At 62.3% G+C, this 26,146-nt stretch carries 24 protein-coding genes and 1 pseudogene; 17 read left to right on the plus strand and 8 right to left on the minus strand.

The genetic code is table 11. The annotated features are described in order from the left end of the window. The first annotated feature begins 15 nt into the window (after window positions 1-15). From V3H56_RS05040 to V3H56_RS05075, 8 genes and pseudogenes are all read left to right on the plus strand, one after another. A complete protein-coding gene (locus V3H56_RS05040) occupies window positions 16-1,197 on the plus strand; it encodes an amino acid ABC transporter permease (RefSeq protein ID WP_042730174.1) in 1,182 nt (393 codons plus the stop codon). A gap of 10 nt (window positions 1,198-1,207) precedes the next feature. Next, window positions 1,208-2,305, plus strand: a complete 1,098-nt coding sequence (locus tag V3H56_RS05045) for an amino acid ABC transporter permease (protein WP_042730175.1) — start codon at window positions 1,208-1,210, stop codon at window positions 2,303-2,305. Between the two features lie 10 nt (window positions 2,306-2,315). Next, window positions 2,316-3,080, plus strand: a complete 765-nt coding sequence (locus V3H56_RS05050; protein ID WP_042730176.1) for an amino acid ABC transporter ATP-binding protein — start codon at window positions 2,316-2,318, stop codon at window positions 3,078-3,080. 191 nt (window positions 3,081-3,271) lie between these two features. Then, window positions 3,272-3,364, plus strand: a pseudogene (locus V3H56_RS05055) (GntR family transcriptional regulator); the annotation flags it as partial. Window positions 3,365-3,425: 61 nt separating this feature from the next. Continuing rightward, on the plus strand, window positions 3,426-4,730 hold the full coding sequence (locus V3H56_RS05060) for a CynX/NimT family MFS transporter (RefSeq protein ID WP_234407995.1): 1,305 nt from the start codon (window positions 3,426-3,428) through the stop codon (window positions 4,728-4,730). 87 nt (window positions 4,731-4,817) lie between these two features. After that, entirely contained in the window at window positions 4,818-5,288 is a 471-nt protein-coding gene (locus tag V3H56_RS05065; RefSeq protein WP_042730178.1) for a nuclear transport factor 2 family protein, read from the plus strand. A 40-nt stretch (window positions 5,289-5,328) separates the two neighbouring features. Continuing rightward, window positions 5,329-5,661, plus strand: a complete 333-nt coding sequence (locus tag V3H56_RS05070) for a GIY-YIG nuclease family protein (protein ID WP_042730179.1) — start codon at window positions 5,329-5,331, stop codon at window positions 5,659-5,661. Window positions 5,662-5,718: 57 nt separating this feature from the next. After that, window positions 5,719-6,654 carry a glutathione S-transferase family protein gene (locus tag V3H56_RS05075; protein WP_042730180.1) on the plus strand — a complete coding sequence of 312 codons (936 nt, stop codon included), beginning with the start codon at window positions 5,719-5,721 and terminating at the stop codon, window positions 6,652-6,654. A gap of 29 nt (window positions 6,655-6,683) precedes the next feature. On the opposite strand, the gene V3H56_RS05080 is transcribed toward V3H56_RS05075, so the two are convergent. Together V3H56_RS05080 and yejK are read right to left on the minus strand one after the other, a co-directional pair. After that, on the minus strand, window positions 6,684-6,962 hold the full coding sequence (locus V3H56_RS05080; protein ID WP_047737121.1) for a hypothetical protein: 279 nt from the start codon (window positions 6,960-6,962) through the stop codon (window positions 6,684-6,686). Window positions 6,963-7,137: 175 nt separating this feature from the next. Beyond that, window positions 7,138-8,142: a nucleoid-associated protein YejK gene (gene yejK, locus V3H56_RS05085; RefSeq protein ID WP_042730182.1), complete on the minus strand. Its 1,005-nt coding sequence runs from the start codon at window positions 8,140-8,142 to the stop codon at window positions 7,138-7,140. A gap of 396 nt (window positions 8,143-8,538) precedes the next feature. On the opposite strand from yejK, the gene V3H56_RS05090 reads away from it, so the two are divergent. Then, entirely contained in the window at window positions 8,539-8,820 is a 282-nt protein-coding gene (locus V3H56_RS05090; RefSeq protein ID WP_003178349.1) for an HU family DNA-binding protein, read from the plus strand. Between the two features lie 96 nt (window positions 8,821-8,916). Here the strand turns inward: V3H56_RS05090 and rlmF are convergent, their stop codons facing one another. The 5 genes from rlmF to V3H56_RS05115 form a co-directional block, all read right to left on the minus strand. After that, window positions 8,917-9,942 carry a 23S rRNA (adenine(1618)-N(6))-methyltransferase RlmF gene (gene rlmF / locus V3H56_RS05095; RefSeq protein WP_338474272.1) on the minus strand — a complete coding sequence of 342 codons (1,026 nt, stop codon included), beginning with the start codon at window positions 9,940-9,942 and terminating at the stop codon, window positions 8,917-8,919. Window positions 9,943-10,197: 255 nt separating this feature from the next. Then, the gene (locus tag V3H56_RS05100) at window positions 10,198-13,050 is read right to left on the minus strand and encodes a valine--tRNA ligase (protein ID WP_042731873.1); all 2,853 of its coding nucleotides are present in this window, start codon (window positions 13,048-13,050) and stop codon (window positions 10,198-10,200) included. A 128-nt stretch (window positions 13,051-13,178) separates the two neighbouring features. Further along, entirely contained in the window at window positions 13,179-13,556 is a 378-nt protein-coding gene (locus V3H56_RS05105) for a hypothetical protein (protein ID WP_042731874.1), read from the minus strand. 7 nt (window positions 13,557-13,563) lie between these two features. After that, on the minus strand, window positions 13,564-13,992 hold the full coding sequence (locus tag V3H56_RS05110; RefSeq protein ID WP_042731875.1) for a DNA polymerase III subunit chi: 429 nt from the start codon (window positions 13,990-13,992) through the stop codon (window positions 13,564-13,566). Window positions 13,993-14,052: 60 nt separating this feature from the next. Further along, the gene (locus V3H56_RS05115; protein ID WP_047737117.1) at window positions 14,053-15,543 is read right to left on the minus strand and encodes a leucyl aminopeptidase; all 1,491 of its coding nucleotides are present in this window, start codon (window positions 15,541-15,543) and stop codon (window positions 14,053-14,055) included. 365 nt (window positions 15,544-15,908) lie between these two features. On the opposite strand from V3H56_RS05115, the gene lptF reads away from it, so the two are divergent. From lptF to pdxJ, 8 genes are all read left to right on the plus strand, one after another. Then, window positions 15,909-17,030 carry an LPS export ABC transporter permease LptF gene (gene lptF, locus V3H56_RS05120; protein WP_042731877.1) on the plus strand — a complete coding sequence of 374 codons (1,122 nt, stop codon included), beginning with the start codon at window positions 15,909-15,911 and terminating at the stop codon, window positions 17,028-17,030. Beyond that, window positions 17,023-18,084 carry an LPS export ABC transporter permease LptG gene (lptG, locus tag V3H56_RS05125; protein WP_042731878.1) on the plus strand — a complete coding sequence of 354 codons (1,062 nt, stop codon included), beginning with the start codon at window positions 17,023-17,025 and terminating at the stop codon, window positions 18,082-18,084. The genes lptF and lptG overlap by 8 nt, the downstream gene beginning before the upstream one ends. A 158-nt stretch (window positions 18,085-18,242) precedes the next feature. Further along, on the plus strand, window positions 18,243-20,039 hold the full coding sequence (lepA, locus tag V3H56_RS05130; RefSeq protein ID WP_338474273.1) for a translation elongation factor 4: 1,797 nt from the start codon (window positions 18,243-18,245) through the stop codon (window positions 20,037-20,039). 9 nt (window positions 20,040-20,048) lie between these two features. Further along, entirely contained in the window at window positions 20,049-20,903 is an 855-nt protein-coding gene (gene lepB / locus V3H56_RS05135) for a signal peptidase I (protein WP_042732746.1), read from the plus strand. A 184-nt stretch (window positions 20,904-21,087) separates the two neighbouring features. After that, window positions 21,088-21,777 (plus strand): ribonuclease III, encoded by a 690-nt coding sequence (gene rnc / locus V3H56_RS05140; RefSeq protein WP_042732747.1) that lies wholly within the window; start codon window positions 21,088-21,090, stop codon window positions 21,775-21,777. Continuing rightward, window positions 21,770-22,672, plus strand: a complete 903-nt coding sequence (gene era, locus V3H56_RS05145) for a GTPase Era (protein WP_047737114.1) — start codon at window positions 21,770-21,772, stop codon at window positions 22,670-22,672. The genes rnc and era overlap by 8 nt, the downstream gene beginning before the upstream one ends. Before the next feature lie 167 nt (window positions 22,673-22,839). Beyond that, the gene (gene recO, locus V3H56_RS05150) at window positions 22,840-23,529 is read left to right on the plus strand and encodes a DNA repair protein RecO (RefSeq protein WP_047737112.1); all 690 of its coding nucleotides are present in this window, start codon (window positions 22,840-22,842) and stop codon (window positions 23,527-23,529) included. 51 nt (window positions 23,530-23,580) lie between these two features. After that, a complete protein-coding gene (gene pdxJ, locus V3H56_RS05155) occupies window positions 23,581-24,324 on the plus strand; it encodes a pyridoxine 5'-phosphate synthase (RefSeq protein ID WP_042731857.1) in 744 nt (247 codons plus the stop codon). A 217-nt stretch (window positions 24,325-24,541) separates the two neighbouring features. Here pdxJ and mltF read toward each other — a convergent pair whose 3' ends face one another. Then, the gene (gene mltF / locus V3H56_RS05160) at window positions 24,542-26,002 is read right to left on the minus strand and encodes a membrane-bound lytic murein transglycosylase MltF (protein WP_080922146.1); all 1,461 of its coding nucleotides are present in this window, start codon (window positions 26,000-26,002) and stop codon (window positions 24,542-24,544) included. Between the last annotated feature and the right edge of the window lie 144 nt (window positions 26,003-26,146).

Below are 26,146 nucleotides of genomic sequence, written 5' to 3' on the forward strand. Positions count from 1 at the left end.
TTTGCGGGGCACTTCATGCAAAATTCAATCGGCGCACCAAAGCAGAGGCTCAGCCTCAGCGATCCAAAAGTGCGTGCGTGGGTATTTCAGATCGTCACGGTCGTGGCGGTCATCGCGCTGGGCTGGTACCTGTTCGATAACACGCAGACCAACTTGGCACACCGGGGCATCACCTCCGGTTTCGGCTTCCTGGAACGCAGTGCCGGCTTCGGCATTGCCCAACACCTGATCGACTACACCGAAGCGGACAGCTATGCCCGCGTCTTCGTGATCGGTTTGCTCAACACGCTGCTGGTGACCTTCATCGGCGTGATCCTGGCGACCATCCTCGGCTTCATCATCGGTGTCGCACGCTTGTCGCAGAACTGGATCATCTCCAAGCTGGCGACCGTCTACGTGGAGGTTTTCCGCAACATTCCGCCGCTGCTGCAAATCCTGTTCTGGTACTTCGCGGTATTCCTGAGCATGCCGGGGCCGCGGGCTGCCCATAACTTCGGCGACACTTTCTTTGTCAGCAGCCGGGGCTTGAACATGCCGGCCGCGTTGGTGGCGGACGGGTTCTGGCCGTTCGTGGTCAGCGTGGTGCTGGCGATCGTCGCTATCGTGCTGATGGCCCGCTGGGCCAACAAGCGTTTCGACGCGACCGGCGAGCCGTTCCACAAGTTCTGGGCCGGCCTGGCGCTGTTCCTGGTAATCCCGGCCTTGAGCGCGCTGCTGTTCGGTGCGCCGGTGCATTGGGAAATGCCGCAGCTCAAGGGCTTCAACTTCGTCGGCGGCTGGGTGCTGATCCCGGAACTGCTGGCCTTGACCCTGGCCTTGACGGTATACACCGCGGCGTTCATCGCCGAGATCGTGCGCTCGGGCATCAAGTCGGTCAGCCACGGACAGACCGAAGCGGCGCGCTCGCTGGGCCTGCGCAACGGTCCGACCCTGCGCAAGGTGATCATCCCGCAAGCCTTGCGCGTGATCATTCCGCCGTTGACCAGCCAATACCTGAACCTGGCGAAGAACTCCTCCCTGGCGGCCGGTATCGGTTACCCGGAAATGGTGTCGCTGTTCGCCGGCACGGTGTTGAACCAGACCGGCCAGGCCATCGAGGTGATTGCGATCACCATGAGTGTGTACCTGGCGATCAGTATCAGCATTTCCCTGCTGATGAACTGGTACAACAAGCGCATTGCGCTGATCGAGCGGTGAGGAAACGCGCATGACATCCCATACTTTCAAGCCTGACATGCCGCCACCGAGCAACAGCATCGGTGTGGTGGCATGGGTGCGCGCCAACATGTTCTCCAGCTGGATCAATACGCTGCTGACCCTGTTCGCGTTCTACCTGATCTACCTGATTATCCCACCGCTGCTGCACTGGGCCATCCTGGATGCGAACTGGGTGGGTACTACCCGCGCCGACTGCACCAAGGAAGGCGCCTGCTGGGTGTTCATCCAGCAGCGTTTCGGCCAGTTCATGTATGGCTATTACCCGACGGAACTGCGCTGGCGCGTAGACCTGACGGTGTGGCTGGCAGTGATCGGCGCGGCGCCGTTGTTCATCTCGCGCTTCCCGCGCAAGGCGATCTATGGCCTGAGCTTCCTGGTGGTGTACCCGATCGTTGCCTGGTGCCTGCTGCACGGTGGCGTGTTCGGCCTGGACGCGGTGGCGACCAGCCAATGGGGCGGCCTGATGCTGACCCTGGTGATCGCCACGGTCGGCATCGCCGGCGCACTGCCGCTGGGTATCGTCCTGGCCCTGGGCCGGCGTTCGAACATGCCGGCGATCCGCGTGGTCTGCGTCACCTTCATCGAGTTCTGGCGTGGTGTGCCGTTGATCACGGTGCTGTTCATGTCGTCGGTGATGCTGCCGCTGTTCCTGCCCGAGGGCATGAACTTCGACAAGCTGCTGCGGGCGCTCATCGGGGTGATCCTGTTCCAGTCGGCCTACGTGGCCGAAGTGGTGCGCGGCGGCCTGCAGGCCATTCCCAAGGGGCAGTACGAAGCGGCCGCGGCGATGGGCCTCGGTTACTGGCGCAGCATGGGCCTGGTGATCCTGCCGCAAGCCCTCAAGCTGGTGATCCCGGGCATCGTCAACACCTTCATCGCATTGTTCAAGGACACGAGCCTGGTGATCATCATCGGCCTGTTCGACCTGCTCAACAGTGTGAAACAAGCCGCCGCCGACCCGAAATGGCTGGGCATGGCCACTGAAGGCTACGTGTTCGCCGCCCTGGTGTTCTGGATTTTCTGTTTTGGTATGTCGCGCTATTCCATGCATCTGGAACGCAAGCTCGACACAGGCCACAAGCGTTAGGAGTTGACTCATGAGTGAAGCAATCAAAAAGCCTGTGAGCCCTGAAGGCATTATTCAGATGCAGGGCGTCAACAAGTGGTACGGCCAGTTCCACGTGTTGAAAGACATCAACCTGAACGTCAAGCAGGGCGAGCGTATCGTGCTGTGCGGCCCGTCGGGCTCCGGCAAGTCCACCACCATCCGCTGCCTCAACCGCCTGGAAGAGCACCAGCAGGGCCGCATCGTGGTCGATGGCGTGGAACTGACCAACGACCTCAAGCAGATCGAAGCGATCCGCCGTGAAGTCGGCATGGTGTTCCAGCACTTCAACCTGTTCCCGCACCTGACCATCCTGCAGAACTGCACCCTGGCGCCGATGTGGGTACGCAAGATGCCCAAGCGCAAGGCCGAGGAAATCGCCATGCATTACCTGGAGCGCGTACGCATTCCAGAGCAGGCGCACAAGTACCCGGGCCAGCTCTCCGGCGGCCAGCAACAGCGTGTGGCCATCGCCCGTGCCCTGTGCATGAAGCCCAAGATCATGCTGTTCGACGAGCCTACCTCGGCCCTCGACCCGGAAATGGTGAAGGAAGTACTCGACACCATGATCGGCCTGGCCGAAGACGGCATGACCATGTTGTGCGTGACCCACGAAATGGGCTTCGCCCGCACCGTGGCCAACCGCGTGATCTTCATGGACAAGGGTGAGATCGTCGAGCAGGCCGCGCCGAACGACTTCTTCGACAACCCGCAGAACGACCGCACCAAGCTGTTCCTGAGCCAGATCCTGCATTGATCGGTCCCAGGCGCTGAAATGAACCCGGACACTGCTCCGGGTTTGTTTTTTGTACCGCGTGCGGGTCGCGGTCGAGCAAGCGCATACTTAATTTCCCTCCCCCATCGCCATAGGCGGTTGCCGTACTACATAAAGCTGACTAACATGTCAGAAAATTCAGTTTGTGATTTCACCGCCGCCATACGGCGCCCAGCGGGTTGTACCGCTATTTTTGTAGCGTGATCGGTGCGCAATCGCGCCGGCGCCCCCACATCGTTCCTCGTCATCAATCTGTGTTCGACTTGATCCGCAATGGGCCAAGTCCCTGCCGGCAATTGATCCATGAACCCTGAAACCGAGCTTTCCATGTCCCGTCATCCGCTTGACCACCGCCCCTCGACGACGCCCCGGCACGCCGCTGAACTCGAAGAAATGCTGATCGACGCCGAAGCCGACGACGAGCAGACCCAACGGAGCCATCCGTTGGTGCGCCGCCCTTGGCTGTTGCTGCTCGGCCTGATCCTGGTGGCGCTGAACCTGCGTCCGGCGCTGTCGAGCATGGCGCCGCTGCTTAGCGAGGTGTCCGCAAGCCTTGGCCTGTCGGCGGCCCAGGCCGGTCTGCTGACGACGCTGCCGGTGTTGTGCCTGGGCCTGTTCGCGCCGCTGGCGCCGGTGCTGGCGCGACGGTTCGGGGCGGAGCGCGTGGTGTTGGGGATCCTGCTGACGCTGGCCGGGGGAATCGTCTTGCGCAGTTCGTTCGGTCAGGTCGGATTGTTCGTCGGCAGCCTCTTGGCGGGTGCCAGCATCGGTGTGATCGGCGTGCTGCTGCCGGGTATCGTCAAGCGTGACTTCGCCAGGCAGGCCGGCACCATGACCGGTGTCTACACCATGGCGCTGTGCCTGGGAGCGGCGATGGCCGCCGGGGCCACCGTGCCGTTGAGTGAACACCTGGACCACCGCTGGGCCCTGGGCCTTGGCTTCTGGGCAGTGCCAGCCCTGCTGGCCGCGGTCTTCTGGCTGCCGCAAGTGGGTCAGAAGCACGGCGCCCATCAGGTGGCGTATCGGGTCCGCGGTCTGTTGCGCGATCCGCTGGCCTGGCAAGTGACCTTGTACATGGGCCTGCAATCGTCCCTGGCCTACATCGTGTTCGGCTGGTTGCCGTCGATCCTCATCGGGCGCGGTCTGAGCCCGACCCAGGCCGGCCTGGTGCTGTCCGGCTCGGTCATCGTCCAGTTGGTCAGCTCCCTGGCCGCTCCGTGGCTGGCCACGCGCGGCCAGGACCAGCGGCTGGCCATCGTGATCGTCATGGCCATGACCCTCGGCGGGCTGTTCGGCTGCCTTTATGCGCCCATTGAAGGCTTGTGGGGCTGGGCTATCCTGCTGGGGCTGGGGCAGGGCGCGACGTTCAGCCTGGCACTGACGCTGATCGTCCTGCGTTCGCGGGACGCCCACGTGGCGGCGAACCTTTCCAGCATGGCCCAAGGCTTCGGTTACACGCTGGCATCGCTGGGGCCGTTCGCGGTGGGCGTGGTCCATGACCTGACCGGCGGCTGGAACGCCCTGGGCTGGATCTTCGGCCTGGTGGGCCTGGGCGCGATGATCGCCGGTATCGGCGCAGGCCGGGCGCGGTACGTCGGCGTCAGCAGCGAACGGGTCACCGGGCTTCGTTGATGTCATTTTCATGGCGAATGACGATAGTCTTCGTCGCCGAGGCAGATTATCGTGCACCTCTATTCAAACGAATGCCGGAGTCTGTCCATGAGTGATGCCCACAACGCCCTGATCACCCGTTTTTATCAGGCCTTCCAGCGACTGGACGCCGAAGCCATGAGCGCCTGCTACACCGACGACGTGGTGTTCAGTGACCCGGCGTTCGGTGAGCTGCGTGGTCGTGACGCGGGCGACATGTGGCGCATGCTCACCACGCGGGCCAAGGACTTTTCCCTGACCTTCGACAGCGTGCGCAGCGATGACCGCACCGGCGGCGCCCACTGGGTGGCCACCTACCTGTTCAGCCAGACCGGCAACATCGTGATCAACGACATCCAGGCGCGTTTCGTTTTCCGCGATGGCAAGATCTGCGAGCATCACGACAGTTTCGACCTGTGGCGTTGGTCCCGCCAGGCGCTGGGCGCCAAGGGCCTGTTGCTGGGCTGGACGCCACTGGTGCGCAATGCGGTCCGGGCCCAGGCCCTCAAAGGGTTGCGAGCCTTCCAGGCCAGTCGCTGATAAGATCGCGGTTTGTTTTTGCGCACCTGTTGAACATCCCTTGACGACCGCCAACGAACTTTCCGAGTTGCCTGCACAAGGCCCCACCGAACCGGGCAAGCCCTGGTTCGTCTACCTGGTGCGGGCGGCCAATGGTGCGTTGTACTGCGGCATCAGCGATGACCCGGTACGGCGTTTCGCCAAGCATCAAAGCGGTAAGGGCGCGCGCTTCTTCCTGTCCAGCCCGGCCGTGGCGCTGGTGTACACCGAAGCCTGCCGCGACAAGGGCGAGGCCCTGCGCCAGGAGCGGCTGATCAAGAAGCTCAGGAAAAGCGCCAAGGAATGCCTGGTCGCCAGCATCAACCGCGCTGATACACCTTCATCAGGCCAGTAGGCTGCTTCTGCGTGGCGCGCTAAGCTGCAAGCCCTCATTCCTGCAGTGGCCAATTCCATGTCAGAGCTGATCCTTCATCATTACCCGACGTCTCCTTTCGCGGAGAAAGCCCGGCTGTTGCTGGGGTTCAAGGGCTTGTCCTGGCGCTCGGTGCACATCCCGCCGATGATGCCCAAGCCTGACCTCACGGCATTGACAGGGGGCTACCGCAAGACGCCTGTGTTGCAGGTCGGCGCCGATGTCTATTGCGACACGTCCCTGATCGCTCGCCGGCTGGAGCAGGAAAAGGCTTCGCCGGCGTTGTTCCCCGAGGGCCGCGAAATGATCGCGGCATCTTTCGCCGCGTGGGCCGACTCGGTGGTGTTCCAGCATGCGGTGAGCCTGGTGTTCCAGCCCGAGTCGATTGCCATGCGCTTCGCCAAGTTGTCGCCCGAGGCGATCAAGGCGTTCATCGCCGATCGTGCCGGACTGTTCAGTGGCGGCAGTGCCACGCGTCTGGCGGCCGAGCAGGCCAAGCATCAGTGGCCAACGATCATGGCGCGCCTCGAGCAGCAGTTGCAGCGCGAGGAAGGCGACTTCCTGTTGGGGGAGCCCTCGATCGCCGACTTCGCCATGGCCCATCCGCTGTGGTTCCTCAAGGGCACCCCGGTGACCTCGCCGTTGGTGGACGCGTATCCGGCGGTGTCGGCGTGGCTGGCACGGGTGCTGGGCTTCGGCCATGGGGCAGCGAGCGAAATGAGTGCCGAACAGGCCCTCGACGTCGCCCGGAATGCAACGCCGGCAGCCTTGCCGGAGGAGTCGTTCGAGGAGCCGAACGGATTTGCCCTGGGGCAACGGGTGGCGATTGCCGCGACCGACTACGGTGTTGATCCGGTGGCGGGGGAGCTGGTGTTCGCCGGGCGGGAAACGCTGATCCTGCGTCGGGAGGACGAGCGCGCCGGGGTGGTGCATGTGCACTTTCCGCGGCTGGGGTTCAAGCTGTCAGCTCAGTAGCCCGGCGCCCCAGGCAGTTCAGCGCTGGATCATGGGCTGACAGGAATTTCGCACGTGATCCAGTTGTAGTCGGCATAGAAGCTTTCTTGTTTGAAGGTCGCCCTGGCCAGTGTCAGTGCGTCCTGGGTGCTGGATGCGCTCACGAAGAGGTTTTTTACGAAGACGAATCCCGGCATCGAATGGTACTTGCACAGATAGGACGCGGCTGAAGCGGAACCGGCATAGGTCCCGATGAGCAGGAACAACAGGCTCGGGCCGACGATTTGGATCAGCCGACGTTGAACAGGGCTGCGGCGTAGTGGGTTCATTTCCATAGGCTCCATCTGTTGAAGCAATCTGGCAGAGGACGGCCTCGGCGGTGTTTCTGCCGAGGCGCTGTCGTCTATGAAAATGGATTTGCCAGGGAGGGCGATACTGTAGACCTTGACAGTCCTGACCGGTGGTCAGGAGCGGGCTTGATGGGATATCAGGCCGCCCGACTCGTCAATTTCGCCGTTTCAGCTGGTCCGTCAGGGACGTTGGCAACCCTTTGATGATCAATGTGCCGGCTTCTTCGTCGTATTCGATCTTGGAGCCCAGCAAGTGCGCTTCGAAGCTGATGGACAGCCCTTCGGCGCGGCCGGTGAATCGGCGGAACTGGTTGAGGGTGCGCTTGTCCGCCGGGATCTCCGGTGACAGGCCGTAGTCCTTGTTGCGGATGTGATCGTAGAAGGCCTTGGGGCGTTCTTCGTCGATCAGCTCGGACAGTTCCTCCAGGCCCATCGGTTCGCCGAGCTTGGCCTGGCTGCTGGCGTAGTCCACCAGGGTCTTGGTCTTTTCCCGGGCATCGTCTTCGGGCAGGTCTTCGCTTTCGACGAAATCACTGAAGGCCTTGAGCAAGGTGCGGGTCTCGCCGGGGCCGTCGACGCCTTCCTGGCAGCCGATGAAGTCGCGGAAGTACTCCGAGACTTTCTTGCCGTTCTTGCCCTTGATGAAGGAAATGTACTGCTTGGACTGCTTGTTGTTCTGCCATTCCGACACGTTGATCCGCGCCGCCAGGTGCAGTTGGCCGAGGTCCAGGTGGCGGGAGGGCGTCACGTCCAGCTCCTCGGTCACGGCCACGCCTTCGCTGTGGTGCAGCAACGCGATCGCCAGGTAATCGGTCATGCCCTGCTGGTAATGGGCGAACAACACATGGCCGCCCACCGAGAGGTTGGATTCTTCCATCAGCTTTTGCAGGTGCTCCACCGCCACGCGACTGAAGGCGGTGAAATCCTTGCCGCCGTCCAGGTACTCCTTCAGCCAGCCGCTGAAGGGGTGCGCCCCGGACTCGGCGTGGAAAAAGCCCCAGGCCTTGCCTTGCTTGGCGTTGTAGCTCTCGTTGAGGTCGGCGAGCATGTTCTCGATGGCCGTGGACTCGTTCAGCTCGGAGTCGCGGGCATGGAGCACGGCAGGGGTGCCATCGGGTTTCTTGTCGATCAGGTGGACGATGCAGTGACGGATCGGCATGGATTTCTCGGCTGATGAAAGAGAGGAGGGCGCGCTCCCCGAAAAAGGGCTCAGTGTACCGCAATCACTGGTTTTGGAACCCGGCAAAGGCTCTTTCAGAGCCGTCCGACAGCCCATATGCATTTTTTTACCGTTTTAGCGCAAGAAAGCTGACCAAATGGGTAGCTAGAGGCGGATATTTCACAGGCGTTGTGCTAGTTTTGCCCGGTCTTACGCGAAGTCACTGCGTTAAGCGTGCATTCAGCATTTGTCAGGTCGAACCAAACCCGGTTTTTGGCATCTATTACCCCGATCCGTCGCGGTGATTGCCGAGGGTGCCTGATCAAGATGGATCGGGCTCGATGGCTGACACTGCACTCTGCAATCCATATGAATTTGATAGGGAAGGAACACTACATGGCTCTTACTAAAGACCAACTGATCGCTGATCTGGCTGAAGCCGTAGACGCGCCGAAAACCACCGTGCGTGCACTGCTGGACCAACTGGGCCAAATCGTTGCCGATCAGCTGGAAAACGGCGGCGAACTCACTCTGCCAGGCGTTGGCAAGCTGAAAGTCACCGAGCGTCCTGCCCGTACCGGCCGCAACCCTTCGACTGGCGCTGCCATCGAAATCGCTGCCAAGAAAGTGATCAAGCTGGTTGTGGCCAAAGGCCTGACCGACGCGGTCAACAAGTAAGACCGCTGCAAGTAGAACCGTGCCAAGGAGCGATCCGGGCACGGTTTTTTATTGCCTTGAAAAAGCCAATCAGCCTGGCATCGCGACCCTGATGTCTTATTGCTTGCGCAGCCAGCGCGCCTGGCGCCAGGCCTGTTGTTGCGCCTCGTCCTGAAACGTCCAGGCCACGAAGCGGCTCTGTTTCTGCCCTTGGGACATTTCCACCACCTGGCTGTGCCGCGCGCCGGCCTTTTTCAGCGCGGCCTGGATCGCCGGCAGGTTCGACGCCTTCGACACCAGGGTGCTGAACCACAGCACCTGCCTGGCCACCTGGGCGCTTTCGCTGATCAGTTGCGTGACGAAACGCGCTTCCCCACCTTCGCACCACAATTCGGCCGCCTGGCCGCCGAAGTTCAGCACCGGTAGCTTGCGCTTGGGATCCGCCTTGCCCAGTGCCCGCCACTTGCGTTGGCTGCCGCGGGTGGCTTCCTCCAGGGAGGCGTGGAAGGGCGGGTTGCACATCGTCAGGTCAAAGCGCTCGGCGTCGTCGAGCAGGCCGAGCAAAATCTGCTTGCGCTGGGTTTGCTGGCGCAGTTGGATGACTTTGTTCAACCCGTTGGCTTGCACGATGGCCTTGGCCGAGGCGATGGCCGTGGGGTCTATCTCCGAGCCGAGGAAATGCCAGCGGTAATCGCTGTAGCCGACCAGCGGGTAAATGCAGTTGGCACCGGTGCCGATGTCCAGCACCTTCACCGCCGCTCCACGGGGGATTTCACCGTCGTTATGGCTGGCCAGCAGGTCGGCCAGGAAATGCACATAGTCCGCCCGCCCGGGCACCGGCGGGCACAGGTAGTCGGCGGGGATATCCCAATGGGCGATGCCATAGAAGGACTTGAGCAGCGCCCGGTTGAACACCCGCACGGCTTCGGGGCTGGCGAAGTCGATGCTCTCTTTGCCGTAGGGGTTGAGGATCACGAACCTGGCCAACTCGGGCGTGGACTTGATCAGCGCCGCAAAGTCATAACGGCCCTGGTGGCGGTTGCGCGGGTGCAGGCTGGCCTTCTCCCGTGGCGCCACGGTCTTGGCCTCGGTGGCGGGCTTGGGCTTTTGGCGGGCAGGTTTGGGCGTGCGAGGGGCGGTCATGGGCGAGTCGATTCGGGGGTGGCTCAAAAAGTGGCGGGCATTGTCCCACATCCAGCCTGGTCTTGAGGCTTGCGCCGATTAAATGTGAGAGCGGGCTTGCTCGCGAAGGCGGTGTGTCAGTTAACCAATGGGCTGTCTGATCCGGCGCTTTCGCGGGCAAGCCCGCTCCCACAATGAATCTTCATCGTCTGATAGAAAGTGCCGGGCATAAAAAAAGAGGTCCGATAGGACCTCCCTTTTCATAGCGAACCGCCGTTACAGGCTGGCAATCCGCGCGTGCTGTTCGGCCAGCTTGCCCAAGGCCTGTTCGGCCTCGGCCAGTTTGGCCCGCTCCTTCTCGATGACGTCGGCCGGGGCCTTGTCGACGAAGCCGGCGTTGGACAGCTTGCCGCCGACGCGCTGCACTTCGCCCTTGAGACGGCCGATTTCCTTGTCCAGGCGCGCCAGTTCGGCAGCCTTGTCGATCAGGCCGGCCATTGGCACCAGCACTTCCATCTCGCCGACCAGGGCGGTGGCCGACAGGGGCGCTTCTTCGCCGGCGGCCAGAACGGTCACCGATTCGAGCTTCGCCAGTTTCTTGAGCAGCGCTTCGTTCTCATTGAGGCGGCGCAGGTCTTCGGCGTTGGCGTTGTTCAGGAACAGGGTCAGCGGCTTGCCCGGACCGATGTTCATTTCGGCGCGGATGTTGCGCAGGCCCAGCATGAAGGTCTTGAGCCACTCGATGTCATCTTCGGCCGCTGGATCGATGCGGGTTTCATTGGCCACCGGCCAAGGTTGCAGCATGATCGTCTTGCCTTCGGCGCCGGCCAGCGGTGCGACGCGCTGCCAGATTTCCTCGGTGATGAACGGCATGAACGGATGCGCCAGGCGCAACGCCACTTCCAGCACGCGCACCAGGGTGCGACGGGTGCCGCGCTGGCGCTCGATCGGGGCGTTCTCGTCCCACAGCACTGGCTTGGACAGTTCCAGGTACCAGTCGCAGTACTGGTTCCAGATGAACTCGTACAGGGCCTGCGCGGCCAGGTCGAAGCGGAACTGTTCCAACTGGCGGGTCACTTCGGCTTCGGTGCGTTGCAGCTGCGAAATGATCCAGCGATCGGCCAGGGTCAGCTCATAGGCTTCGCCGTTCTGGCCGCAGTCTTCGCCTTTGTCCAGCACGTAGCGCGCGGCGTTCCAGATCTTGTTGCAGAAGTTGCGATAGCCTTCGACGCGGCCCATGTCGAACTTGATGTCGCGACCGGTGGACGCCAGGGAGCAGAAGGTGAAGCGCATCGCGTCGGTGCCGAAGCTGGCGATGCCGTCCGGGAATTCTTCGCGGGTCTGCTTCTCGATTTTCTTCAGCAGTTTTGGAGTCGGCTGCATCAGGCCGGTGGTGCGTTTCTCCACCAGCGCTTCCAGGTCGATGCCGTCGATGATGTCCAATGGGTCCAGGACGTTGCCCTTGGACTTGGACATCTTCTGACCCTGGCCATCGCGCACCAGGCCGTGGACGTAGACCGTCTTGAACGGCACCTGCGGCGTGCCGTCCTCGTTCTTCACCAGGTGCATGGTCAGCATGATCATCCGGGCAACCCAGAAGAAAATGATGTCGAAGCCGGTGACCAGCACATCGGTGGAGTGGAATTTCTTCAGGAACTCGGTCTGCTGCGGCCAGCCCAGGGTCGAGAACGTCCACAGGCCCGAGCTGAACCAGGTGTCGAGGACGTCGTTGTCCTGTTGCAGGGCCACGTCCGGCCCGAGGTTGTGCTTGGCGCGCACCTCGGCTTCGTCGCGGCCGACATAGACCTTGCCCGACTCGTCATACCAGGCCGGAATACGGTGGCCCCACCACAGCTGGCGGCTGATGCACCAGTCCTGGATGTCACGCATCCACGAGAAGTACATGTTTTCGTATTGCTTGGGCACGAACTGGATACGACCGTCTTCGACCGCGGCAATCGCCGGCTCAGCCAAAGGCTTGGTGGACACGTACCACTGGTCGGTCAGCCACGGCTCGATGACGGTGCCGGAGCGGTCGCCTTTGGGCACCTTCAGGGCGTGATCGTCGACGCTGACCAGCAGGCCGGCGGCTTCGAAGGCCGCGACGATCTGCTTGCGCGCTTCGAAGCGGTCGAGGCCGGCGTATTCGGCCGGGATCTGGCCGTTGATGCTTTCGTTTAACGTGCCGTCGAGGTTGAACACCTGGGCAGCCGGCAGGACGTTGGCGTTCTTGTCGAAGATATTGAGCAGCGGCAGGTTGTGGCGCTTGCCGACTTCGTAGTCGTTGAAGTCGTGGGCCGGGGTGATCTTCACGCAGCCGGTGCCGAACTCGGGGTCGCAGTAATCGTCACCGATGATCGGGATGCGACGGCCGACCAGAGGCAGTTCCACGAACTGGCCGATCAGGGCCTTGTAGCGCTCGTCGTTCGGGTTCACCGCCACGGCCGAGTCGCCCAGCATGGTTTCCGGACGGGTGGTGGCGACGATCAGGTAATCCTTGCCTTCGGCGGTCTTCGCGCCGTCGGCCAATGGGTACTTCAGGTTCCACAGGAAACCTTTCTCGTCATGGTTCTCCACTTCGAGGTCGGAAATGGCGGTGTGCAGCTTGGTGTCCCAGTTGACCAGGCGCTTGCCGCGATAGATCAGCCCGTCCTCGTGCAAGCGCACGAAGGCTTCCTTCACCGCTTCCGAGAGGCCGTCGTCCATGGTGAAGCGCTCGCGGCTCCAGTCCACGGACGAGCCGAGGCGGCGGATCTGGCGGCTGATGTTGCCACCGGACTCATCCTTCCATTCCCAGACCTTCTCGAGGAATTTTTCGCGGCCCAGGTCATGGCGATTCTGGCCCTGGGCTTCGAGGCGGCGCTCCACCAGCATCTGCGTGGCGATACCGGCGTGGTCGGTGCCCGGCTGCCACAGGGTGTTGCGCCCCTGCATGCGACGGAAACGGATCAGGGCGTCCATGATCGCGTTGTTGAAACCGTGGCCCATGTGCAGGCTGCCGGTGACGTTCGGCGGCGGGATCATGATGGTGTAGGAATCGCCCGCGCCTTGCGGAGCGAAATAATTCTCGGACTCCCAGGTGTTGTACCAGGAAGTTTCAATGGCGTGCGGCTGGTAGGTCTTATCCATGCGCGGCGGGACCCTATTGGCATTTATTCAGGAAAAGCCGGCAAGTATAGCCCTGCGGGCAGAGGCAAGCTATAAGCTGCAAGCTGCAAGAGGAGAAGCTGGCTTTTGCTTTTGCTTTTACTTGCGGCTTAAAGCTTGGCGCTTGTAGCTGCGGCGAGCAGCCGCTCCATCCTGGCATCCAGGCGACGTTTGAGCTCGGTCTCGATGTGCGGGGCGAAGTCGTCGATGACGTCTTGCAGGATCAGTTGCGCGGCGGCGCGCAGTTCGCTGTCCAGGTGCAGCAAGGCATCAGGCCCCTTGGGCTCGGCCTTGGCAGCGGGCTGGGGTTCGGGTTGGCCGTTGATCGGGTCGAACAGCAGCGGGATCTGTTCTTCGTGCGCAGGCTCATGCACGACGGTGTCGGTCAACAGCGGCGGCTGCAGGTTGTCGTCGCCGAGCAACTGGCGGATCGACTCGAGGTCATCCAGCAGGTGCGCGGGCTTTTGCGGTGGTTTTGGAGTGTCCATCGTAGGCTCAGAGTCGCTGTAAACGGTGGTCTTGCAGAGGATAGCCCTGTTCGCGGTAGAAACGGAAACTCTCCCGCGCGGCTTGCCGGATGGCCGGGTCTTCCACCACCACTTCCGCCACCCGGGCGAAGCGCGAGGCGAAGGCCGGTACTTTCAGGTCGAGGTTGACCAGCAGGTCCTGATGCTGGCCGCAATCGGTCCCCAACCCCAGGACGATCAGCCCTTCGGGCTCGCTCTCGGCCGGGCCGTGGGGCACGAAACTTTCGCCCTTGAAGGCCCACAGGCGCGCATCGAGGTCGTCGCGCTGGGCGGCATCGCTGCAATGCAGGTAGATGCGGTGGCCCATGCGCCAGGCCTTTTCCGTGAGCTTGCAGGCAAAATCCAGCCGTGCCGATGGATCGGCACTGGGCAGGATATAGAAATCGACTTTGGTCATTGCGGTTCCTGAGCCGCTGCCGGCGTCACCCGTGGGCAACGCCGGCGACGGTCATTGGTGTCAGGCCTTGGCGCGGTCCAGCAGGTATTGGGTCAGCAGGGGCACTGGACGACCGGTGGCGCCCTTGTCCTTGCCGCCGCTGGTCCAGGCCGTGCCGGCGATGTCCAGGTGCGCCCAGTTCAGGTTCTTGGTGAAGCGCGACAGGAAGCACGCTGCGGTGATGGTCCCGGCTTTCGGGCCACCGATGTTGGCGATGTCGGCGAACGGGCTGTCCAGTTGTTCCTGGTACTCATCGAACAGCGGCAGTTGCCAGGCGCGGTCATCGGCCAGTTGGCCGGCGTTGAGCAGTTGGCCAATCAGCTCGTCGTTGTTGCCCAGAAGCCCGGAAGTATGGGCGCCGAGGGCGACGACGCAGGCGCCGGTCAGGGTCGCGATGTCGATCACCGCCTGCGGCTTGAAGCGCTCGGAGTAGGTGAGGGCGTCGCACAGCACCAGGCGGCCTTCGGCGTCGGTGTTGAGGATCTCGACGGTCTGGCCGCTCATCGTCGTGACGATGTCGCCTGGGCGCGAAGCGGTGCCGCTCGGCATGTTCTCGGCACAGGCCAGGATGCACACCAGGTTGATCGGCAGTTGCAGTTCGAGCACGGCGCGCAGGGTGCCGAACACACTGGCGGCGCCGCCCATGTCGTACTTCATCTCATCCATGCCGGCGCCCGGCTTGAGGCTGATGCCGCCGGTGTCGAAAGTGATGCCCTTGCCGACCAGCGCATACGGCTTCTCGGATTTCTTGCCGCCGTTGTATTGCATGACGATCAGGCGCGGCGGCTGGGCGCTGCCCTGGCCGACGGCGTAGAACGAACCCATGCCCAGGTCCTTGATCTTCTTCTCGTCGAAGACTTCGACCTTCAGGGCCTTGTATTCCTTGCCCAGGGCCTTGGCCTGTTCGCCGAGGAACGTCGGGTGGCAGATGTTCGGCGGCAGGTTGCCCAGATCGCGGGTGAAGGCCATGCCGTTGGCGATCGCGGTGGCGTGGGTCACGGCGCGCTGGACCTCGGCCTGGGCAGCCTTGATGGTCAGCAGGGTGATTTTCTTCAGGGCGCGCGGTTCGGCCTTCTGGCTCTTGAAACGCTCGAACTGATAGTCGCCGTCCACCAGGGTCTCGGCCAACAGGCGGTTCTTGCCGTAGCTGTCGCGGCCCTTGACCACCAGTTCGTCCAGCGCCAGGGTGGCTTCGCCGCCGCCCAGGCCCTTGAGAGTGCCCAGCGCTGCGGCGATGATCTTGCGGAAGGGACGGTCGCCCAGCTCGGTGTCCTTGCCCACGCCCACCAGCAGCACGCGCTCGGCCTTGAGGTTGGGCAGGCTGTGCAGCAACAGGCTCTGGCCGACCTTGCCGGCCAGGTCGCCGCGCTTGAGCACCGCCGAGATGGCGCCGCCACTCAGGGCGTCGAGCTGGATGGCGACGACGCCGAGCTTGCGGTTTTCGCCGACGGCAACCACCAGTGTGGCGGTTTTCAACGTTTCTGGGCTGACGCTTTTTACAACCAGTTCCATGTCCGGATCCCTGAGTGATTGGTCAAGATGCCAGGCGCTGACTGTGGCGAGGGAGCAAGCTCGCTCGCCACAGTCCTGAGTGAAGCAGTCACGGTCGCGCCGGCGACAAAGGCCGCAGTTTGAACCCCGGCGCCCGAGCCTGACAACCCTCGGCGACGCTAACTTCACGGCTTTAAGCAGCGGCTTAAAGCGTGCGAAGTGACAGGCGCCTCCAATCACAGGATAATGCGGCTCTTTTTTCGGCGGCGCGCTGTGGTGGGCCGGCTCGATCTGTTCGCTTGTTTGGCCACCTTAGGTTTTTGTCTGAAAAGTCGCGCAGGCACTTTTCGTGCAAACCCTAGCCTGACAATCCTGGAGTGTCTGGTGTGATCGTCTTTCGTTATCTATCCCGCGAAGTCCTGCTGACCCTGAGCGCGGTCAGCGCCGTGCTGCTGGTCATCATCATGAGCGGGCGCTTCATCAAATACCTTGCGCAGGCGGCTTCCGGTGCCCTGGACCCGGGCTCCCTGTTCCTGATCATGGGGTTCCGCCTGCCGGGCTTCCTGCAACTGATCCTGCCGCTGGGCTTGTTCCTCGGTATCCTGCTGGCCTACGGCCGCCTGTACCTGGACAGCGAGATGACCGTGCTCTCGGCCACCGGCATGAGCCAGCAACGCCTGTTTCGCATGACGCTTTTCCCGGCCACGGTGGTCGCGCTGTTGGTGGCGTGGCTGAGCCTGAGCCTGTCGCCCCAGGGCGCCAACCAGTTCCAGTTGCTGATCAACCAGCAGGACGCGATGACCGAATTCGACACCCTGGTGCCGGGGCGCTTCCAGGCGCTGCGCGACGGGACGCGGGTCACCTATACCGAACAGCTGTCGGACGACCGGATCAACCTGGCCGGCGTCTTCATCACGCAAAAGAACCTGTCTTCCGACGGTAGCAAGGACCGCGGCATTTCCGTGCTGGTGGCCGAGAAGGGCAAGCAGCAGATAAGCCCCGAGGGCAATCGCTACCTGATCCTGGAAAACGGCTACCGCTACGACGGCAAACCGGGGCAGGCCGACTACCGAGCCGTGAAGTACGACACCTATGGCGTGTTGCTGCCCAAGCCCGAAGTCAGCGAAGAAGTCACCGACCGCGACGCCATGCCCACCGCCAGCCTGCTGGGCAGCGATGACATTCGCGCCCGTACCGAGCTGCAATGGCGCCTGTCGCTGCCGCTGCTGGTGTTTATCGTGACCCTCATGGCGGTCCCGTTGGCGCGGGTCAACCCACGCCAGGGTCGTTTCCTCAAGTTGCTGCCGGCGATTCTCCTGTATATGGCTTACCTGACCATCCTGATTTCCGCCCGCAGTGCCCTGGAGAAAGGCAAGATCCCGCCCACGCTGGGTCTGTGGTGGGTGCATGGGATATTCCTGGCCATTGGCCTGGGGCTGCTCTATTGGGAGCCTTTGCGCCTGAAGCTGGCCAGTCGTCGCAGCGCGCTGGAGGTGGCCCGTGGTTAAACTCGACCGCTACATCGGCAGCAGCGTGTTCATGGCGATCCTCGCGGTACTGGGGATCATCCTTGGCCTGGCGACCCTGTTTGCGTTCATCGACGAGATGAGCGACGTCAGTGACACCTACACCCTGGTAGACGTGGCCAGCTACGTGCTGCTGACCGCGCCACGCCGGCTCTACGACATGCTGCCGATGGCCGCGCTGATCGGTTGCCTGATCGGCCTGGGCAGCCTGGCCAGCAACAGCGAACTGACCATCATGCGCGCCGCGGGCGTGTCCATCGGTCGGATCGTCTGGGCGGTGATGAAGCCGATGCTGGTGCTGATGCTGGTGGGGGTGCTGATCGGTGAGTACATCGCCCCGGCCACCGAGAACACGGCCCAGGCCAATCGCTCCCTGGCCCAGGGCGGCGGCGATGCGCAAAGCGCCAAGCATGGCCTGTGGCACCGCCAGGGTGACGAGTTCATCCATATCAACTCGGTGCAACCCAACGGCATCCTCTATGGCGTGACCCGCTACCGGTTCGACGACCAGCGGCACATGCTTTCGTCGAGCTTTGCCAAGAAGGCCAACTTTGCCGAGGACCACTGGCAACTGAGCGACGTCACCACCACCCTGTTCCACGACAAGCGCACCGAAGTGGTTGCCGCGGCGCAAGAGCGCTGGGACGTGTCCATCAGCCCGCAATTGCTCAGTACCGTGGTGATGGCGCCCGAATCCCTGTCGATCACCGGTTTGTGGGGCTATATCCACTACCTGGCCGACCAGGGCCTTAACAACGGCCGCTACTGGCTGGCTTTTTGGGTCAAGGTGTTGCAGCCGCTGGTGACCGCCGCGCTGGTGTTGATGGCGATTTCCTTCATCTTCGGCCCGTTGCGCTCGGTGACCCTTGGTCAGCGGGTGTTTACCGGTGTGCTGGTGGGCTTCACCTTCCGCATCGCCCAGGACCTGCTCGGCCCGTCGAGCCTGGTGTTCGGCTTCTCGCCGCTGTTCGCGGTGCTGGTACCGGCAGGCGTGTGCGCCCTGGCCGGGCTCTGGCTGCTGCGCCGGGCGGGTTGATTCAAACTCAAGGCGAGCGGGCTTCTGTGGCGAGGGAGCAAGCTCCCTCACAACAAACGCTCATCGACAGGCGAACGTGACGCTCGCGCGGTCTATCAGGTACAATCGCCGGCTATTTTTCGGCGGGCTATGCCTGCAGCCTTTTTGAGTGTTGACCCGTGAGTGATTTGAGTCATATCCGCAATTTCTCCATCATCGCCCACATTGACCATGGCAAGTCGACGCTGGCCGATCGCTTTATCCAGATCTGCGGCGGCCTGGCCGAGCGTGAAATGGAAGCCCAGGTGCTCGACTCCATGGACCTCGAGCGTGAGCGCGGGATCACCATCAAGGCCCACAGCGTTACCCTTTACTACAAGGCTCGCGACGGCATCACCTATCAGCTGAACTTCATCGATACCCCCGGCCACGTTGACTTCACCTATGAAGTCAGCCGGTCGCTGGCGGCCTGTGAAGGTGCGCTGCTGGTGGTCGATGCCGGCCAGGGCGTCGAGGCACAGTCGGTCGCCAACTGCTACACGGCCATCGAGCAGGGCCTGGAAGTCATGCCGGTGCTGAACAAGATCGACTTGCCCCAGGCCGATCCGGACCGTGTGAAGGAAGAAATCGAGAAAGTCATCGGCATCGATGCCACCGACGCCGTGACGTGCAGTGCCAAGACCGGCCTGGGCGTGGACGAAGTGCTCGAGCGCCTGGTAGCCACCATTCCCGCGCCGACCGGCAACATCGAAGATCCGCTGCAAGCGCTGATCATCGACTCCTGGTTCGACAACTACCTGGGCGTGGTCTCCCTGGTTCGCGTGCGCCAAGGCCGCGTGAAGAAGGGCTACAAGATCCTGGTCAAGTCCACCGGCAAGATCCACCTGGTGGACAGCGTCGGCGTATTCAACCCGAAACACACCGCTACCACCGACCTCAAGGCCGGTGAAGTGGGCTTCATCATCGCCGGCATCAAGGACATCCACGGGGCGCCGGTCGGCGATACCCTGACCTTGAGTTCCACCCCCGACGTCGATGTGCTGCCCGGCTTCAAGCGTATCCAGCCTCAGGTCTATGCCGGTCTGTTCCCGGTCAGCTCCGACGACTTCGAGGATTTCCGCGAAGCCCTGCAAAAGCTGACCCTGAACGACTCGTCCCTGCAATACACCCCGGAAAGCTCCGACGCCCTGGGCTTCGGCTTCCGTTGCGGGTTCCTGGGCATGCTGCACATGGAGATCATCCAGGAGCGCCTGGAGCGCGAATACGACCTGGACCTGATCACCACGGCCCCGACGGTGATTTTCGAGCTGTTGCTCAAGAACGGTGAAACCATCTACGTCGACAACCCGTCCAAGCTTCCGGACCTGTCGGCGATCGAGGACATGCGTGAGCCGATCGTGCGGGCCAACATCCTTGTGCCTCAGGAGCACCTGGGTAACGTCATTACCCTGTGCATTGAAAAGCGTGGCGTGCAGCACGACATGCTGTTCCTCGGTTCGCAGGTCCAGGTGACCTACGACCTGCCGATGAACGAAGTGGTGCTGGACTTCTTCGATCGCCTGAAATCCACCAGTCGCGGCTATGCTTCGCTGGACTATCATTTCGATCGTTACCAATCGGCTAATCTGGTGAAGCTGGATGTGCTGATCAACGGTGAGAAAGTCGATGCCCTGGCATTGATCGTGCACCGTGACAACGCGCACTACAAAGGTCGTGCATTGACCGAGAAGATGAAGGAACTGATTCCGCGGCAGATGTTCGACGTGGCAATCCAGGCCGCCATTGGCGGGCAGATTGTGGCGCGTACAACCGTCAAGGCGCTCAGAAAGAACGTATTGGCCAAGTGCTACGGTGGCGACGTCAGCCGTAAGCGCAAGCTGTTGGAAAAGCAAAAGGCCGGTAAAAAACGCATGAAGCAGGTCGGTAACGTGGAAATTCCACAGGAAGCCTTCCTTGCAGTGCTCAGGTTGGAATAGTTAGGTCCTATGTCGCTAAATTTCCCGCTGTTGCTGGTTATCGCCGTGTTTGTCTGCGGCTTGTTGGCGTTGCTTGATCTGTTGTTCCTGGCGCCCCGGCGCCGGGCGGCCATTGCCTCTTATCAGGGCAGCGTCAGCCAGCCTGACGGTGTGGTGGTCGAGAAACTCAACAAGGAACCGCTGCTGGTCGAATACGGCAAGTCGTTCTTCCCGGTGCTGTTCATTGTGCTGGTGCTGCGTTCGTTCCTGGTGGAACCGTTCCAGATCCCGTCTGGCTCGATGAAGCCGACCCTGGACGTGGGCGACTTCATCCTGGTGAACAAGTTTTCCTACGGGATCCGCCTGCCGGTGATCGACAAGAAGGTCATCGAGGTGGGTGACCCGCAACGCGGCGATGTGATGGTGTTCCGCTTCCCGAGCGACCCGAACGTCAACTACATCAAGCGGGTGGTAGGCCTGCCAGGCGACACGATCCGCTACACCGCCGACAAGCGCCTGTTCGTCAACGGCGAATCGGTGGCCGAACAGTTGCTCGGCTCCGAGCCGGGCACCTTGGGCAGCGCCGAGCTGTACAAGGAAAAACTCGGCGCGGTCGAGCACCTGATCCGCAAGGAGATGAGCCGCTATCGCGCGACGCCGGACCATTCGTGGACCGTGCCGGCGGGGCACTATTTCATGATGGGTGACAACCGCGACAACTCCAACGACAGCCGGTACTGGGATGATCCGAACATTCCCAAGGACCTGCTGGGCATGGTCCCCGACCGCAATATCGTCGGCAAGGCCTTTGCAGTCTGGATGAGCTGGCCGGAACCCAAACTCAGCCACCTGCCGAATTTCTCGCGGGTTGGCCTGATCAAGTAATCCCACACGGCGCTGTTGAACACAGCGCCGAATGCATTTCTGGAGCCTGCATAAGGCTGCCCGAAAGCTTGAAGCCAACGATAGTCAGGACGTTATTTTTGAACACAGCGTTAATTGTCCCAAGCCAACGGCGCGTTGCCGGCCTGGCAGTGGAATCCAGCCACGAACTCTACGTGGGTAAACCGTGAGCGTTTCTCTAAGCCGTCTCGAGCGCCAGCTCGGCTATACCTTCAAGGATCCGGAGTTGATGCTCCTGGCCCTCACTCACCGCAGTTTTGCCGGTCGCAACAATGAGCGCCTGGAATTCCTCGGTGATGCGATCCTCAATTTCGTCGCCGGCGAGGCGCTGTTCGAGCGCTTCCCGCTGGCCCGTGAAGGCCAGTTGTCGCGTTTGCGCGCGCGCCTGGTAAAAGGTGAGACCCTGGCCGTGCTGGCCCGTGGTTTCGACTTGGGTGACTACCTGCGCCTGGGTTCCGGTGAGTTGAAAAGTGGTGGTTTTCGCCGCGAGTCGATCCTCGCCGATGCCTTGGAGGCGTTGATCGGCGCGATCTACCTGGACGCCGGCATGGAAAAGGCTCGCGAGCGCGTGCTGGCCTGGCTGACCTCCGAGATCGACAGCCTGACGCTGGTGGACACCAACAAGGACCCGAAGACGCGCCTGCAGGAGTTTTTGCAGTCGCGCAGTTGCGAGCTGCCGCGCTACGAAGTCGTGGATATCCAGGGCGAGCCGCATTGCCGAACCTTCTTCGTCGAATGCGAAGTTGTCTTACTGAATGAAAAAAGCCGAGGCCAGGGTGTGAGTCGTCGTATTGCCGAACAGGTAGCGGCCGCCGCAGCACTGATTGCCCTGGGCGTGGAGAATGGCAATGACTGATACAACCCTGACCCGTTGCGGCTATGTCGCCATTGTTGGCCGGCCGAACGTGGGCAAGTCCACATTGCTGAACCACATCCTCGGGCAGAAGCTGGCGATCACCTCGCGCAAGCCCCAGACCACCCGCCACAACATGCTGGGCATCAAGACCGAAGGCGCCGTGCAGGCGATCTACGTCGACACCCCTGGCATGCACAAGGGCGGCGAGAAGGCGTTGAACCGCTACATGAACAAAACGGCGTCGGCGGCGTTGAAAGACGTCGACGTGGTGATCTTCGTGGTTGACCGCACCAAGTGGACCGAGGAAGACCAGATGGTCCTCGAACGCGTCCAGTACGTGACCGGTCCCTTGATCGTGGCGCTGAACAAGACCGATCGCATCGAGGACAAGGCCGAGCTGATGCCGCACCTGACCTGGTTGCAGGAACAACTGCCCAACGCCCAGATCATCCCGATCTCGGCCCAGCACGGCCATAACCTCGACGCGCTGGAGCGGGTGATCGCCGAACACCTGCCAGAAAACGATCACTTCTTCCCGGAAGACCAGATCACCGACCGCAGCAGCCGTTTCCTGGCCGCCGAGCTGGTGCGCGAGAAAATCATGCGCCAGATGGGCGCCGAGCTGCCGTACCAGATCACCGTCGAGATCGAAGAATTCAAGCAGCAAGGCAAGACCCTGCACATCCACGCCTTGATCCTCGTCGAACGTGACGGCCAGAAGAAAATCATCATTGGCGACAAGGGCGAGCGCATCAAGCGCATCGGCACCGAGGCGCGCAAGGACATGGAGCTGCTGTTCGACTCCAAGATCATGCTCAACCTGTGGGTCAAGGTGAAGGGTGGTTGGTCGGACGACGAGCGGGCGTTGCGCTCGCTGGGTTACGGCGACCTGTAATCCGTCCGGCCGTACGCCACGGACCTTGTGGGAGCGGGCTTGCTCGCGAATGCGTCCTGTCAGTCGACATCATTGTTAACTGATACACCGCCTTCGCGAGCAAGCCCGCTCCCACATTGGTTTGGGTTGTTATACAAACGTGCTCCGTCAGCGAGACTTCAACTTCCATGTCCTCCAGCCCACCCATCGCCCAATCCGCCTACGTCCTGCATTCGCGCGCCTACCGCGAAAGCAGCGCCCTGGTGGACTTCCTCACGCCGCAAGGGCGGCTGCGGGCGGTGTTGCGTGGGGCTCGGGGCAAGGCCGGGACCCTGGCGCGGCCGTTCGTGCCGCTGGAAGTCGAATTGCGCGGTCGGGGCGAGTTGAAGAATGTCGGGCGCATGGAAAGCCAGGGCGTTGCCGCCTGGCTCAATGGCGAGGCGTTGTTCAGCGGCCTGTACCTCAATGAATTGCTGATCCGCCTGCTGCCCGCCGAAGATCCCCATCCCGCGGTCTTCGACCACTACGCCGCGACCCTGCTGGCCCTCGCCGAAGGCCGCCCGCTGGAGCCGCTGTTGCGCTCGTTCGAATGGCGGCTGCTGGATGACCTTGGCTATGGTTTTGCCCTGGACACCGACCTGCATGGCGCGCCCATCGCGGCCGACGGCCTGTACCGCTTGCAAGTGGATGCCGGCCTCGAGCAGGTCTACCTGTTGCAACCGGGCTTGTTCAACGGCGCCGAACTGTTGGCCATGGCCGAAGCCGATTGGACCGCGCCAGGCGCCTTGTCGGCGGCCAAGCGTCTGATGCGCCAGGCCCTGGCGGTTCACCTGGGTGGCAAACCGCTGGTCAGTCGCGAGTTGTTTCGCAAGCCTTGATCAACCCGTATGCTGTGGGCCGTCCATTAGCCCATTCAGGAGCGCTTTTTCGTGAGCACCAGCCAACGCATTCTTCTCGGCGTGAACATCGACCATGTCGCCACCCTCCGCCAGGCCCGGGGTACGCGCTACCCGGATCCGGTCAAGGCCGCACTGGACGCCGAAGAGGCGGGCGCCGACGGCATCACCGTGCACCTGCGGGAGGATCGCCGGCATATCCAGGAGCGCGACGTACTGCTGCTCAAGGATGTGCTGCAAACCCGCATGAATTTCGAGATGGGCGTGACCGAGGAAATGATGGCGTTCGCCGAGCGCATCCGCCCGGCGCACATCTGCCTGGTGCCTGAGACGCGCCAGGAACTGACCACCGAAGGCGGCCTGGACGTGGCGGGGCAGGAAGCGCGGATCAAGGCGGCGGTGGAGCGGCTGGCGAAGACCGGTGCCGAGGTGTCGTTGTTTATCGACGCCGACGAGCGGCAGATCGAAGCCTCCCGACGTGTCGGCGCCCCGGCCATCGAACTGCACACTGGCCGCTATGCCGACGCCGAAACCCCGTCCGCCGTGGCCGATGAGCTGCGGCGGGTAGCCGATGGCGTCACCTTCGGCCTGGCCCAGGGCCTGATCGTCAACGCCGGCCACGGCCTGCACTACCACAACGTTGAGGCCGTGGCGGCCATCAAGGGCATCAACGAGCTGAACATCGGCCACGCGCTGGTGGCCCACGCGCTGTTCGTCGGGTTCAAGTCGGCGGTCTCGGAAATGAAAGCGCTGATCCTGGCGGCTGCTAAGGCCTGATGCCACCACATAACTCAATATGCCTGCTTATTTAAGGCCTGCTTGATTCATTGTGGCGAGGGGATTTATCCCCGTTGGGCTGCGAAGCAGCCCTAAAATCTGGCGCCTCGGTGTGTCAGGCAGATTGAGTTGACAGCTTTGGGGCTGCTTCGCAGCCCAACGGGGATAAATCCCCTCGCCACAGATTCATCACAGCATCAGGGATTGTGTGGGGCTTTCAGAGCGGCGGGGTTTCCTGGTTCGGCTTGCTCTTGTCGACGCCCGGTACGTGCAGGTTGCCCTCGGCCACCTGGTTGCCTTCGAGCTGCGGCTGCGTGACCCAGGTCAGGATGTCGTAGTAGCGCCGGATGTTCGCCACGAAATGCACGGGTTCGCCGCCTCGGGCGTAGCCGTAGCGGGTCTTGCTGTACCACTGCTTCTGCGACAGGCGCGGCAGGATTTTCTTCACGTCCAGCCACTTGTTCGGGTTCAGCCCTTCCTTGGCCGCCAGCTTGCGGGCGTCGTCCAGGTGACCGCTGCCGACGTTGTAGGCGGCGAGGGCGAACCAGGTGCGGTCCGGTTCTTCGATGCTCTCGTCCAGTTGGTCCTTCATGTAGGCCAGGTACTTGGCGCCCCCCATGATGCTTTGCTTGGGGTCCAGGCGGTTGGACACGCCCATGGCCTGGGCCGTGTTCTGGGTCAGCATCATCAGGCCGCGCACGCCGGTCTTGGACGTGACCGCCGGTTGCCACAGCGATTCCTGGTAGCCGATTGCCGCCAGCAGGCGCCAGTCGACCTTTTCCTGCTTGGCGTAGGTCTTGAAGTGTTGCTCGTACTTGGGCAGCCGCTGCTGCAGATGCTGGGCGAAAGTGGTGGCGCCCATGTAGCCGAGAACATCGACGTGCCCGTAGTAACGATCCTTGAGGCGCTGCAGGGTGCCGTTCTTCTGCACCTTGTCGAGGTAGCTGTTGATCTCGTTGAGCAGGCTGTTGTCTTCACCGGGGGCCACCGCCCAGCTCTGGCTGCGAGCGTCGCCCAGGTCGAAGGCCACGCGCACGTTGGGGAAGTACACCTGGTTCATCGCCACTTCGTTGGAGTCCACCAGGGTCAGGTCGATCTGGCCCTCGTCGACCATGCGCAGCAGGTCGACCACCTCAACGGCGTCGGACTCTTCGTATTCGATGCCGGGGTATTGCTGTTTCAATTGCGCCAGCTGCTCGGCGTGGGTGCTGCCCTTGAGCACCATGATCTTCTTGCCCGCCAGGGCCGCCGCGTCGGTGGGGCGCGACTGGCCGTTGCGGTAGATGACCTGGGGCGTGACCTCCAGGTAGGCGTGGGAAAACCGCACCTGCTTCTTGCGCGGCTCGCTGCTGACCAGGCCTGCGGCGGCCAGCACCGGGCCGTTGGGCTTGCCGATCTGGCTGAACAGGTCGTCGAGGTTGTCGGCGGTCTCGATCTTCAGCTCCACCCCCAAATCGTCGGCGAAGCGCTTCACCAGCTCGTATTCGAAGCCGGTTTCACCGTTGCGATCCTCAAAGTAGGTGGCGGGGCTGTTCCGGGTGATCACCCGCAGCACGCCATCCTCCTTTACGCGCTCCAGTGTGTTGGGTTTCTCAACACAACCACTGAGCACCAGGAAGAGTCCGGTTGCGATCAGCCACTTGGCATATCGCGGACGCAAAGCCGTTGGGGAAAACATCTGCGCAGTATACGCAAACGGCCCTTACCGCCATATCTCGACAGCAAATGGCCAGTCTGCTAGCGATTGCAAAACATGTCCGCAACTCAGGCCGGCCGGCGCGCGGCGGGTTTTATGGCACTGAAAAAAATCTCTGCGCGAACA

The organism is Pseudomonas sp. MS646 (genome assembly GCF_036693845.1).
In the GTDB taxonomy this organism is placed as follows: Bacteria; Pseudomonadota; Gammaproteobacteria; order Pseudomonadales; family Pseudomonadaceae; genus Aquipseudomonas; species Aquipseudomonas chlororaphis_E.